The organism is Acidovorax sp. ACV02 (assembly GCF_014851475.1).
In the GTDB taxonomy this organism is placed as follows: domain Bacteria; phylum Pseudomonadota; class Gammaproteobacteria; order Burkholderiales; family Burkholderiaceae_C; genus Acidovorax; species Acidovorax delafieldii.
This window is the reverse complement of sequence record NZ_JACUZU010000004.1, coordinates 139403-152225: the sequence shown is the minus strand read 5'-3', so window position 1 is coordinate 152225 and position 12823 is coordinate 139403. Positions and strand designations below refer to the sequence as shown.

General features: G+C 66.4%; 11 protein-coding genes. 8 read left to right on the top strand and 3 right to left on the bottom strand.

Going from position 1 to position 12823, the window contains the following annotated elements:
• Positions 1-7: 7 nt before the first annotated feature.
• From IB236_RS11215 to IB236_RS11180, 8 genes are read left to right on the top strand one after another with little or no spacing between them, the layout of a single operon-like run.
• Positions 8-937 (top strand): SDR family oxidoreductase, encoded by a 930-nt coding sequence (locus IB236_RS11215; RefSeq protein WP_192420779.1) that lies wholly within the window; start codon positions 8-10, stop codon positions 935-937.
• Positions 934-2547, top strand: coding sequence for an acyl-CoA carboxylase subunit beta (locus tag IB236_RS11210; RefSeq protein ID WP_192420777.1), 1614 nt, complete (start codon positions 934-936; stop codon positions 2545-2547). Before IB236_RS11215 ends, IB236_RS11210 begins: the two co-directional genes overlap by 4 nt.
• A 23-nt stretch (positions 2548-2570) precedes the next feature.
• A complete protein-coding gene (locus IB236_RS11205) occupies positions 2571-3701 on the top strand; it encodes a DNA alkylation repair protein (RefSeq protein WP_192420775.1) in 1131 nt (376 codons plus the stop codon).
• 53 nt (positions 3702-3754) lie between these two features.
• Complete coding sequence (locus IB236_RS11200; RefSeq protein WP_192420773.1) at positions 3755-4933, top strand: acyl-CoA dehydrogenase family protein; 1179 nt, start codon at positions 3755-3757, stop codon at positions 4931-4933.
• A gap of 1 nt (position 4934) precedes the next feature.
• Positions 4935-5744: an enoyl-CoA hydratase/isomerase family protein gene (locus tag IB236_RS11195; protein ID WP_192420771.1), complete on the top strand. Its 810-nt coding sequence runs from the start codon at positions 4935-4937 to the stop codon at positions 5742-5744.
• Positions 5741-7675, top strand: coding sequence for a biotin carboxylase N-terminal domain-containing protein (locus IB236_RS11190; RefSeq protein WP_192420769.1), 1935 nt, complete (start codon positions 5741-5743; stop codon positions 7673-7675). Before IB236_RS11195 ends, IB236_RS11190 begins: the two co-directional genes overlap by 4 nt.
• Positions 7672-8844 carry an acyl-CoA dehydrogenase family protein gene (locus IB236_RS11185; protein ID WP_192420767.1) on the top strand — a complete coding sequence of 391 codons (1173 nt, stop codon included), beginning with the start codon at positions 7672-7674 and terminating at the stop codon, positions 8842-8844. Before IB236_RS11190 ends, IB236_RS11185 begins: the two co-directional genes overlap by 4 nt.
• A 14-nt stretch (positions 8845-8858) precedes the next feature.
• Complete coding sequence (locus tag IB236_RS11180; protein ID WP_192420765.1) at positions 8859-9746, top strand: 3-keto-5-aminohexanoate cleavage protein; 888 nt, start codon at positions 8859-8861, stop codon at positions 9744-9746.
• Positions 9747-9823: 77 nt separating this feature from the next.
• On the opposite strand, the gene IB236_RS11175 is transcribed toward IB236_RS11180, so the two are convergent.
• The 3 genes from IB236_RS11175 to IB236_RS11165 all read right to left on the bottom strand — a co-directional run bounded on the left by IB236_RS11175 (position 9824) and on the right by IB236_RS11165 (position 12821).
• Positions 9824-9946 (bottom strand): YHYH domain-containing protein, encoded by a 123-nt coding sequence (locus tag IB236_RS11175; protein WP_225581101.1) that lies wholly within the window; start codon positions 9944-9946, stop codon positions 9824-9826.
• Between the two features lie 11 nt (positions 9947-9957).
• Positions 9958-10404, bottom strand: a complete 447-nt coding sequence (locus tag IB236_RS11170) for a hypothetical protein (protein WP_192420761.1) — start codon at positions 10402-10404, stop codon at positions 9958-9960.
• A 245-nt stretch (positions 10405-10649) separates the two neighbouring features.
• Complete coding sequence (locus IB236_RS11165; protein ID WP_192420759.1) at positions 10650-12821, bottom strand: 3-hydroxyacyl-CoA dehydrogenase NAD-binding domain-containing protein; 2172 nt, start codon at positions 12819-12821, stop codon at positions 10650-10652.
• Between the last annotated feature and the right edge of the window lie 2 nt (positions 12822-12823).

The following is a 12823-nucleotide window of genomic DNA, read 5'->3' as shown; positions in this document are numbered from 1 at the left end:
AACCCCCATGGCCCCCACCGCGCGCAACGCCTACCAGTCTGTGTTTGCTCCGGGCCTGTTCCAGGGCCAGGTGGTGGTGGTCACCGGCGGCGGCTCGGGCATAGGCCGGTGCACGGCGCATGAATTGGCGCACCTGGGCGCGCATGTGGTGCTGGTGGGGCGCAAGCCAGAAAAGCTGCTGGCCGTGGCCGAAGAGATCACCGCCGATGGTGGCCGTGTGTCCTGCGAGGTGTGCGACATCCGATCCGAAGAAGGCGTGGTGGCGCTGGTGCAGCAGATCGTCGCTGCGCAGGGCCGCATCGATGCGCTGGTCAACAACGCGGGCGGGCAGTTCATGTCGCCGCTCGAATCCATCAGCGCCAAGGGCTGGGAGGCCGTGCTGCACACCAACCTCACCGGCGGCTTTCTGATGGCGCGCGAGTGCTACCGGCAGTGGATGGCGCAGCACGGCGGCTCCATCGTCAACATCGTGGCCGACATGTGGGGCTCCATGCCTGGCATGGGGCACAGCGGCGCGGCGCGCGCGGGCATGGTCAGCTTCACCGAAACCGCTGCGCTGGAATGGGCACACAGCGGTGTGCGCGTGAACGCCGTGGCGCCGGGTTACATCGCCTCCAGCGGCATGGACAACTACCCGCCCGAGGCGGGCGACATGCTGCGCGCCATGCCGCGCACGGTGCCGCTCGGGCGCTTTGGCAACGAGGCCGAGGTGTCGGCGGCCATCACCTTTTTGCTCAGCCCGGCAGCCAGCTTCATCAGCGGCACCACGCTGCGGGTGGACGGCGCACGGCCCCAGGTGCGCATGGGCTGGCCGCAGCGCCCGCCTGGTGCCACTGCCGCTGCACACCCGGCCGTGCGGCCATTTGACGGCTTTCACCGCGCGCAGGTGCCGCAGGTGTTTGCACCTTCCCACACCCCCAAGACCGAGGCCGCATGACCGCCGTCTTCACTTCCCGATTCAACCCAGGCAGCGCCGAGGCCACGCAGCGCCGCGCGGCGCTGCAGACCCGCCTTCATGCCCTGCGCGCGCTGGAAGACCGCGCCGCCGCCGCCTCGTCCCGGTCGCTGCCCCAGTTTGAAAAACGCGGCCAGCTACTGCCGCGCCAGCGTGTGGCGCTGCTGCTGGATGCGGGTGCGCCCTGGCTGCCGCTGTGCACCCTGGCGGGCTACCTGCAGGATGTGAAAGATCCCGAGAAGTCCGTGCCCGGTGGCGGCATGGTCGCGGGCATCGGCTTTGTGAGTGGCGTGCGCTGCATGGTGGTGGCCAGCGACTCGGGCATCGAGGCCGGTGCCATCCAGCCCATGGGCCTGGAAAAGATTCTGCGCGTGCAGGAGATCGCTCTGCGCGAGCGCCTTCCTTTTGTGCACTTGGTGGAGAGCGCGGGCGCCAACCTCATGCGCTACCGCGTCGAGGGCTTCGTGCACGGCGGCACGCTGTTCCGCAACCTCGCGCGGCTGTCGGCGGCGGGCATTCCGGTCATCACCGTGCAGCACGGCTCGGGCACCGCAGGCGGCGCCTACATGCCCGGCTTGTCGGATGTGGTGATCATGGTGCAGGGCCGCTCGCGCGCCTTTCTGGCCGGGCCGCCGCTGCTCATGGCTGCGACGGGCGAGATTGCGACGGAAGAAGAACTGGGCGGCGCCGAGATGCACACCGCCGTCTCAGGCCTGGGCGAATACCTGGCGCAGGACGACCGCGAGGCCATTGGCCTGGCGCGCGATGTGGTCGCGCAGCTGGGGTGGAACATGCCCCGGCGACCCAGCGCACCTGGGCCCACCTTGCCCGCAGACGATCTCCTGTCCCTGATGTCTGCCGACCTGCGCCAGCCCGTGGACATGCGCGAGGTGATCGCGCGGCTGGTGGATGGCTCTGAGCTGCTCGAATTCAAGGCCCGCTACGGCATGGCCACTTTGTGCGCGCAGGGCCGCATCCAGGGCCATGCGGTAGGCTTCATCAGCAACAACGGCCCCATCGACGTGGCGGGCGCCAACAAGGCCACACACTTCATCCACTGGATGTGCCAGCTGGGCCACCCCATCATCTACCTGCAGAACACCACGGGCTACATGGTGGGCAAGGACAGCGAGCAGGGCGGCATGATCAAGCATGGCAGCAAGATGATCCAGGCTGTGACCAACGCCTCCGTGCCGCAGATCACCATCCAGTGCGGCGCCAGCTTTGGTGCGGGCAACTACGGCATGTGCGGGCGAGGTTATGCGCCGCGCTTCCTGTTCAGCTGGCCCGGTGCCAAGACGGCTGTGATGGGTGGCGAGCAGGCTGCGCGCACCATGCAGATCGTGACCGAGGCGGCGCTCGCGCGCAAAGGCATCACGCCCGACCCGGTCGAATCGCAGGCCCAGTTCGACAAGATCGTCGCCATGTTCGAGGCCCAGGCCGATGCGTTCTACACCAGCGGCCTGCTGTTGGACGACGGCGTGATCGACCCGCGCGACACACGGGCCGTGCTGGCGTTTTGCCTGGACACATGCGCCGAGGCACAGGCCCGCACGCTGCGGCCCCTGAGCTTTGGCGTGGCGCGGATGTAGGCGCTTCGCACGCAATCTCCCCGATGGCCGAGCCTCTCAAATACCTGCTGAACGACACCGTGCCGCCGCGCATCGCGGCCATGGTGCGTCGTGCGTGGCGCAAGTTCGATACCACTGCATTTCTGCAGCAGGTAGAGCCCGGCTACGAATCGCTGGAGCTGATGGCGCGCGGCCAGCGCATTGCGCAGGCCCTGCAGACCCACCTGCCGCAAGACGTGCCGCGCGCGCTGGGCTTGCTGGTCGATTCGATGGACCCGTCGATGGGCATCGATGCCGCCGGTGAGCCCGATGCGGGTGACCGCCCCTACAGCGCCTTCCTGTACCTGCCCCACAGCATCTACATCGGCACACACGGCCTGCCGCATTTCGAGGCAGCGATGGCCGCGCAGCACGCGCTCACCCAGCGCTTTACGGCCGAGTTCAGCATCCGCCCCTATCTGCTGCACCACCAGGGCGCCACGCTAGCGCGGCTGCGTGACTGGGCGCAGGACGACAACGCCCATGTGCGCCGTCTGGTGAGCGAAGGCACGCGGCCCCGCCTGCCCTGGGCGCCGCGTTTGCCTGCATTCCAGAACAACCCGCAGCTGGCCCTGCCGTTGCTCGATGCGCTCAAGGACGACCCATCGTCCTACGTGCGCCGCTCCGTGGCCAACCACCTGGGCGACATCGCCAAGGACCACCCCGACCTGGCCGTGGGCACCGCGCGCACCTGGCTGTTGGGTGCACCCGCCCCGCGTGAAGCCCTGGTGCGCCACGGCCTGCGTTTTCTCATCAAACGCGGCGACGCCGCTGCGCTCGATGCCCTGGGCGTGGGCCATGCCGTGGCGCTGGATGTGCGGGCCGCGCGCGTGCTGCCCGCCCGCGCACGCATTGGCGACAAGGTGCGCATCGAGGTCGAACTGCACAACCCCACACCCCAGCCCCAGCGCGTGCTGGCGGACCTGAAGGTGCACTACGTCAAGGCCCACGGCGGCGCGGCGCCCAAGGTGTTCAAGCTGCAGACGCTGGACATACCGCCCGGCGCCACCGTAGCGGTGGGCAAGACGCTGTCGCTGCAGCAGATGACCACACGCACCCACTACCCCGGCGCGCACCAGGTGGAGCTGGTGCTCAACGGGCGGCCACAGCCGCTGGGGCAGTTTCAGCTTTCGTGATCGAAGTTTGCAGGCACACAAACGTACAAACGCAACAGCAGGAGACAAGCACCATGCAGTTCACGCACGAGCACCGCGAGATCCAGAAGACCCTCAAGCGTTTCATCGACGAAGAGATCAACCCCCATGTGGACGAATGGGAGGCGGCCGAGATCTTCCCCGCGCACGAGGTCTTCAAGAAGATGGGCAACCTGGGCCTGCTGGGCTTGTGCAAGCCCGAGGAATATGGCGGCGCAGGGCTGGACTACTCCTACAGCCTGGCCATGGCCGAGGCGCTGGGCCACATCCACTGCGGCGGCGTGCCCATGGCCATCGGCGTGCAGACCGACATGTGCACCCCGGCGCTGGCGCGCTATGGCAGCGAAGAACTCAAGCGCAACTTTCTCGCCCCCGCCATTGCGGGCGACATGGTGGGCTGCATCGGCGTGAGCGAGCCTGCGGCGGGCAGCGATGTGTCGGGCATCAAGAGCGTGGCGCGCAAGGACGGCGACGACTACGTGATCACCGGCCAGAAGATGTGGATCACCAACAGCCTGCAGGCCGACTGGATGTGCATGCTGGTGAACACGGGCGAAGGGCCTGTGCACAAGAACAAGAGCCTGGTCATGGTGCCCATGCGGGATGGCCCGGGCGGCAAGCTCACCAAGGGCATCGAGGTGGCGCAAAAGATCCGCAAGATCGGCATGCACAGCAGCGACACCGGCCTGATCTACTTTGACGAGGTGCGCGTGCCGCAGCGTTACCGCATCGGTGCCGAGGGGCAGGGCTTTATTTACCAGATGCAGCAGTTCCAGGAAGAGCGCCTGTGGTGCGCCGCCAGCACCCTCGAATCGCTGAACCACTGCATCCAGTGGACCATCGACTACGCGCAGGAGCGCAAGTTGTTTGGCGCCACGCTGGCCGACCAGCAGTGGGTGCAGTTCAAGCTGGCCGAACTCAAGACCGAGGTCGAAGCGCTGCGTGCACTCACCTACCGCGCCTGCGACCTGTACGTGAACGGCCAGGACGTGCTGGAGCTGGCCAGCATGGCCAAGCTCAAGGCCGGCCGCCTGAACCGCGAGGTGCCCGACACCTGCCTGCAGTTCTGGGGCGGCATGGGCTTCACGCTGGAGAACAAGGTCTCGCGCATGTACCGCGACGGGCGGCTGGCGTCCATCGGCGGCGGTGCGGACGAGGTGATGCTGGGCATCCTCGCCAAGCTTATGGGCATCGCCAAGCGGCCCGCGCACTGACATGACTGATGCGCTGTTGATCGACCGCGCGCCGCTGGCCAGCGGCAGCGTGGAAACCTGGACGCTCAACGACCCGGCCAGCCGCAATGCGCTGTCAGAAGCCATGGTGGACGCCCTGCTAGCCGCGTGTGAGCGGACCGCGGCCGATGCCGACCTGCGTGGCGTGGTGCTGCGTGGTGCCGGTGGGCACTTCTGCGCGGGCGGCAGCCTGGGCGGTTTTGCCAAGACCATTGGCCAGCCCCTGGCTGCAGGCGAAGCCGATCCGCTAGTGCCGCTGAACCGCCGCTTTGGCGCGCTGCTGCAGGCGCTGTGTGCGTTGCCGCAGTGGTTCATCGTGGCTGTGGAGGGCGCCGCGATGGGCGGCGGCTTTGGCCTGGTGTGCTGCGCCGATCAGGTGCTGGCCCACACCAGCGCGCAGTTCGCCACGCCCGAGGTCACGCTGGGCATCGTGCCTGCGCAGATCGCGCCCTTTGTGGTGCGGCGCCTTGGCCCGTCTGCTGCGCGGCGGTGTTTGCTGACCGGCGAGCGCTGGGATGCCGCTGCCGCCCAGCGCTTGGGCCTGGTCGATGACCTGGTGGAGGGCGACATGAATGCCGCTTTGCAGGCCGCCATTGCACGCCACGCTGCCGCAGCGCCGCAGGCAGTGGCCGCCACCAAACGTTTGTTGCTGGCACAGCCCGAGACGGCGTTGCCCGCGCTGCTCGATGACGCCGCCCTCGCCTTTGCGCAAGCGCTGCGTGGCCCCGAGGCGCCGCAAGGGCTGGCAGCGTTTGCTGCGCGCAAGGCGCCGCCGTGGAGTGCGAACTCATGAAGAAAATCCTCATAGCCAATCGATCAGAGATCGCACGCCGCATCATCCACACCGCCCACCGCATGGGCATCGAAACGGTCGCGGTCTATTCCAACCCCGATGCCAACGCCCTGCATGTGCGCGAAGCCACCCAGGCCGTTGCGCTGGGCGGCGCCGCCAGCGCCGACACCTACCTGCGCACCGACAAGCTGCTGGCCGCTGCCCGTGCCACCGGCGCAGATGCCGTGCACCCCGGCTATGGCTTCCTCAGCGAGAACGCTGACTTCGCCCAGGCAGTGGTCGATGCGGGCCTGACCTGGATCGGCCCCCCGCCAGCCGCCATCCGCGCGCTGGGCAGCAAGGCCGGCGCCAAGGCGTTGGCCCAGACGCAGGAAGTGCCCTGCCTGCCCGGCTATGCGGGCGACGACCAGAGCGACGAACGCTTTGCCGCCGAGGCAGCGCGCATCGGCACCCCCCTCATGGTCAAGGCCGTGGCGGGTGGGGGAGGGCGCGGCATGCGCCTGGTCACCGACCTGGCGCAGTTGCCTGCCGCGCTGGCCAGTGCCCGGTCGGAGGCGCTGGCGGGTTTTGGCTGTGGCGACCTGCTCATCGAACGCGCACTGCTGCAGCCGCGCCATGTGGAGGTGCAGATCTTTGCCGACGCTCACGGCGGATGCATCCACCTGGGCGAGCGCGATTGCTCGGTACAGCGCCGCCACCAGAAGATCATCGAAGAGTCCCCCAGCCCCGCCGTGGACGCAGCGCTGCGCGAGCGCATGGGCGCCTGCGCCGTGGCGCTGGCACAGGCCGCTGGCTATGTGGGTGCGGGCACGGTGGAATTCCTTCTGGACGGGGCTGAATTCTTCTTGATGGAGATGAACACCCGCCTGCAGGTGGAGCACCCGGTGACCGAAGCGCTCACGGGGCTGGACCTGGTGGAATGGCAAATCCGCGTGGCACGTGGCGAGCCGCTGCCGCTCACGCAAGATCAGGTGCATCTGCAAGGCCACGCCATCGAAGTGCGCCTGTGTGCCGAAGACGCGCACTTCCGCCCCCACACCGGCCGCGTGCTGCAGTTCAGCGCACCACCGGCCACCGCGTTTGAGCGGGCTGCGCCGGGCGTGCTGCGTTTTGACCATGCGCTGGAGGAGGGGGCAGAGGTCACGCCTCACTACGACGCCATGCTGGGCAAGCTCATCGTGCACGCCCCCACGCGGGCCGAGGCCATCGCCGCGCTGGTCCGCGCGTTGCAGGGCACCCGCGTGCTGGGCCTGCCCACCAACCGCGCGTTTCTGGCGGCCTGCCTGCAGCACCCCGTGTTTGCCAGTGGCCAGGCGCTGGTGCCGTTCCTGGCAGAGCATGCCCAGGAGCTGCAGCGGTTGCTATCAAATGATGAGCTATCAGTGCATATTCCTTCAGCACTATCGGCTATTTTTGCTTCAAATCCGACGTCGGACCTGCCTTGTGCCATGGCCAGGCCCCTGCGGCTGCGTCACCAGGGCGAGGTGCACTCCATTGCCGTGCGCGAGCTGGGCGGTGGAAGGCTGCTGGTGGAACAGGCCGGGGCAGAGCCTGTGACTTTGCAGCTGCCCCAGCGCGGTGTGCATTGCGTGGCGGTGGGCCCCCGGCGCTGGCACTGGCAAACCGGCGGCGTGGACGGCTGGGTGGAAGACGCATCGTGGGAGCCCGCTGCGCGCGCGGGTGCGGCGGGCGGTGCGACGGAGTTGCGCGCGCCCTTCAACGGCAAGGTCGTCGCGCTGCCTGTGGCCGCAGGCCAGGCGCTGGCGGCGGGCGATACGGTGGTGGTCATCGAATCCATGAAGCTCGAACACAGCCTGGCCAGCCCTGCCGCCGCCACGGTGGCAGAGCTGCTGGTAGCCCCCGGCCAGCAGGTGTCGCCCGGCCAGGTGCTGGCCCGCTTTGCACCCGCCACGCAAGGAGCGCCCGCATGACCGCCACATCCGACGCAACCCCTGTGAGCGACGAAGACCGCGCCGTCCTCACCGACACCGTCACCCGCTTTGCCCGCACCGAGATCGGGCCGCATGTGGACGCGTGGGATGCCGCCGGTGAGTTCCCCCGCAGCCTGTACCGCCGCGCGGCCGACCTGGGCCTGCTGGGCCTGGGCTACCCCGAGCAGTACGGCGGCACACCCGCCAGCTACCTGCTGCGCCTGCCGCTGTGGCGCGCGCTCAGCCGCCACGGTGCCAGCGGCGGTGTGCTGGCCAGCCTGCTGTCGCACAACATCGGCCTGCCGCCGGTGCTGGCCCATGGCAGCGACGCTGTGCGCGCTGAGGTCATCCCATCGGTGCTGGCGGGCGAGCAAATCGCTGCGCTGGCGATTACCGAACCTGGGGGTGGGTCGGACGTGGCGCAGCTCAAGACCACCGTGCGGCGCGAGGGTGAGGAGTACATCGTCAACGGCGAAAAGGTGTTCATCACCTCCGGCATGCGCGCGGACTGGATCACGGTCGCTGTCAGAACGGGAGACGCTGGAAGCAAGGGCAGTGGTGGCATCTCCATGCTGCTCATCCCCGGCCACAGCGCAGGCCTGTCGCGCAGCAAGCTCGACAAGATGGGCTGGCTGTGCTCCGACACCGCCCATCTGCGCTTTGACAACGTGCGCGTGCCCGCCCGCTACCTGCTGGGTGAAGAGGGCGCGGGCTTTCGGATCATCATGGCCAACTTCAATGGCGAGCGCTTTGGCCTGGCCGCGTCGGCCCTGGGCTTTGCCGAGGCCTGCTACGACGAAGCCCTGGCCTGGGCCCGCCAGCGCAAGACCTTTGGCGCCGCGCTGGTGGAGCACCAGGTCATCCGCCACAAGCTGGTTGACATGCAGATGCGCATCCAGTCCACCGCCGCGTGGTGCGAGTCCGTGGCCGCGCAGGCCGACGTGGGCCGCACCGGCCCCGAGTGGGTGGCGCAGGTTTGCATGTTGAAAAACCACGCCACCCAAACCATGCAGTTCTGCGCCGACCAGGCCGTGCAGATCCTGGGCGGCATGGGCTTCATGCGCGGCACCGTCAGCGAGCGCATCTACCGCGAGGTCAAGGTCATGATGATCGGCGGCGGTGCGGAAGAAATCATGAAAGACTTGGCTGCACGTCAGCTAGGCATTTGAAGGGGACAGCCACCATGCACAGCACCGACCACGGCAATAAAGCCATCATCACCTGCGCCATCACCGGCGTGCTGACGGACCCCGGCCAGCACCACGTGCCCGTCACGCCCGAGCAACTGGCAAAAGAAGCCCGCCGCGCCTACGACGCTGGCGCCGCCGTGGTCCACGTGCACTTTCGCAACCAGGAGCCCGGCAAGGGCCACCTGCCCAGCTGGGACCCGCAGGTGGCGCGCGATTGCGTGTTAGCCATGCGCGAGGCTTGCCCCGGCCTGATCATCAACCAGACCACCGGCGTGGTCGGCCCCAATTACCAGGGCCCGCTCGATTGCCTGCGCGCCACCCGCCCCGAGATGGCCGCGTGTAACGCGGGCTCACTCAACTACCTGAAGGTGCGCAGCAACGGCACCTGGGCCTGGCCGCCCATGCTGTTCGACAACCAGCCTGCCAAGGTCAAGGACTTCATCGACGTGATGCTGGAGACCGGCACGCTGCCCGAATTTGAATGCTTCGACGTGGGCATCGTGCGCTGCGTGGAGATGTATGTGCAGACCGGCATGTACACCGAGCGCCTGCCCGAATACAACTTTGTGATGGGCGTCGAATCCGGCATGCCTGCGGACCCCGACCTGCTGCCCATCTTGCTCAAACTCAAGATCAAGGACGCCCCCTGGCAAGCCACCGTCATCGGCCGCAGCGAGATCTGGCCCGTGCACCAGCGCGTGGCGGAACTGGGCGGGCATTTGCGCACGGGGCTGGAAGATACCTTCTATCTGCCGGATGGGACGAAGGCGGATTCGAACGGGCCGTTGATTGAGAAGCTGGCGGAGTACGCGCGCAACGCGGGGCGGGAGGTGGCTTCGCCGCAGGAGGCGCGGGGGATGTTGGGGTTGAAGGATTCTTGAGAATTCGTTGGTGCGTGAGTCGCGCCAATAGGAGAGTCCGTCCGGCCAAAGAACCCGCACTGGGCGGGCGGATCTCATCAATGACAGTGCCTAATGCCTGTCTTGCTATCCATGTGGCAACCTTGTTTGTCAGTGCCACCTGAATGCGCATGCACTGCAACTGTGGCGCACAGAGCAAGTAGTGCAATCAGAGTTTTCATCTGCATTGCCATTACTTCTTGCTATCAACAGCTACTGCCGCAGGCTCTACAGGTGGTTGCGCTGATTCGACCTTTGCTGGAACCGGGCTTGCCTCCTTTGCCTGCTGCATCCCGCATTTCTTTTGGATAGACGCTTGTTGCAACGCATCGTGTTCGCCTTTGATACGGGCGTATTCGGCTTCTTGATTCTTGGTGCCTCCTAGTGCAAAAAGCGCTGGCCAGAAAAGTACAGCTCCCACAACGCCGATGGCCTTGTCATTAGAAGCAGCTTCATCCAGGCGTCCACCAAGTTGACTCACGCGGTTGACGAGTCGTGCATTCTCAGCTTCGATTTGCTGGCAGTCGTAGGACTGATATTGGATCGGTGAAACGTAGGTTGGCGCGATGTCTTTTGCGGCAGTCGAGCAGCCTCCAAGAATGATTGCGGTGGAGGTAAGCAAGACGGTTGTGAATTTCATGTGTCATCCAATAGTTGTGACAACATGTTACTCAAGAAGCAGTATGCGCAATAGCAAAAAATGTGCATTCACTCAGATGTACGGCAAAAAGGTTTTGTCTTGATTCTTGTCAAGCGATAGAGCCGGTAAGGTGGGGCGAATGCAAGCGCCGAGCACGCGCGTGGCCCACCTGTATCGACTATTCTGATTTGGCGCAGAAATGCGCAACTGTCATGCGCTTGAATGGTGATGCTCAAATGATTTGATCAGTACACCGGGACAGAAAGCGCAATGGCATTTCTCGTGTTGGTATCTAACGCAAACCCCGTTCCATACTTCGCCGCCAGTTCATCCGCACGCTTCAGGAACGCCTCAACACCCGTTCCATAAACGAACTGCATCGCCCCCCCCGTCCAAGCCGGAAACCCAATCCCAAAAATCGACCCAATGTTCGCGTCATGCACGCTGGTTAGCACACCCTCGGCCAGGCAGCGCGCGGTTTCGATGGCTTGGCGGTAGAGCAAACGGTCCTGGATCTCCTGCACGCTCCACTCCATGCCGGGCTTTTCGAACAAAGGTTTCAGCTCCGGCCACAGGTGCTTCTTGGCGCCTGCGGGGTAGTCGTAAAAGCCGCCGCCACCCGCGCGGCCCGGGCGCTTCAGCTCTTTGACCATGCGCTCCACCAGCAGCTCGCCGGGTGTGGCGGTGTAGGTCTTGCCTTCGGCGGCGTAGTCGGCGCGGGTCTGGTCCAGTACATGCACGCTCAGGGTTAGCGCGGTTTCGTCCAGCACGGCCAGCGGGCCCACGGGCAGGCCGGCCTGCAGGGCGGCGTTTTCAATCGCGGCGGCGGGGATGCCTTCGCCCAGCATGGCGGCGCCTTCCATCACAAAGGTGCCGAAAGTGCGGCTGGTGTAGAAGCCGCGTGAGTCGTTGACCACGATGGGCACTTTGCCCAGGGCCTGCACGTAGTCGAACGCGCGGGCCACGGTTTCGTCATCGGTCTGCTTGCCCCGGATGATCTCGACCAGCTTCATCTTGTCCACGGGGCTGAAGAAGTGGATGCCGACAAACTTCTCGGGCCGGCTACTGGCCGTGGCCAGGCCGCTGATGGGCAGGGTGGAGGTGTTGCTGGCAAAGAAGCCGCCGGGTGCCAGTTGTGGCTCGGCCTCGCGCGTGACCTGGGCCTTGAGGTCGCGGCTTTCAAACACGGCTTCGATGATGAGGTCGCAGCCTGCCAGGTCGGCCGCGCTGGCGGTGGGCGTGATGCGCGAGAGCAGTGCTTGCTGCGCCTCGGCCGTCATGCGGCCCTTGTCCACGCGGGCCTGCGTGAGTTTGGCGCTGTAGGCCTTGCCCGCCTCGGCCTTCTCCGCGCTCACGTCCTTGAGCACGGTGGTGATGCCCCGGCTGGCCTGGGCCCAGGCGATGCCCGCGCCCATCATGCCCGCGCCCAGGATGCCGACCTTTTGGGGTTTGTAGCGTGGGGCCGAGCCGGGGCGCGACTTGCCGCTCTTGATCGCGTTCATGTCGAAGAAGAACGTGTTGATCATGTTGCGCGCCACGGGACCGGTCATCAGGCGGGCGAGGTAGCGGCTTTCGATGCGCAGGGCGGTGTCGTAGTCCACCATGGCGCCTTCGACCATGGCGGCGAGAGCTGCCTCGGGCGCTGGGTAGCGGCCGCGCGTGGTCTTCTTGAGCATGGCGGGCGCGACGGTCAGTGCGCCAGCAATCTTGGGGTTGGCGGGCGTACCGCCGGGCATCTTGTAGTTCTTGTCGTCCCACGGCTGCACCGCGTGCGGGTGGGTGGCGATGTGGGCTAGGGCGGCGGGCAGCAGTTGCTCGCGCGTGGCGACCAGTTCGTGCACCAGTTGCAGCTCCAGCGCCTCGGCAGGGTTGAAGAGCTTGCCTTCCAGGATGTAGGGCTGCGCACCCATCAGGCCCAGCAGGCGCGTCATCTTGGTCACGCCGGTGGCGCCAGGCATCAGCCCCAGCGTCACCTCGGGCAGGCCGAACTGGATCTTGGGGTCGGCCACAGCAATGCGGTAGTGGGCGACCAGCGCCACCTCCCAGCCGCCACCCAGCGCGGCACCGTTGAGGCAGGCCACCACGGGGATGCCCAGCGTTTCGAGCGTGCGGAAGTGCTTCTTCATGCGCTCGATTTCGCCAAACGCGCTGGGCGCATCCGCAGGTGTCAGGCGCATGGTGGCCTTGAGGTCGGCGCCCGCAAAGAAGCTGGTCTTGGCCGATGTGAGCACGATGCCCTTGAGGGCAGTGCCCAGGCGTTCGCGGTCGCCCAGCACTTGGGCCGTGACCTCGCCCAGCTCTTGCTGCCACTGGCGGCACATGGTGTTGACGGGGGAATTGGTTTCGTCAAACGTGATGACGGCAACTTCGCCTTCGGTGCCCTGGGCGGGGATGAGTTCGTAGCGGATGGTTTGCATGT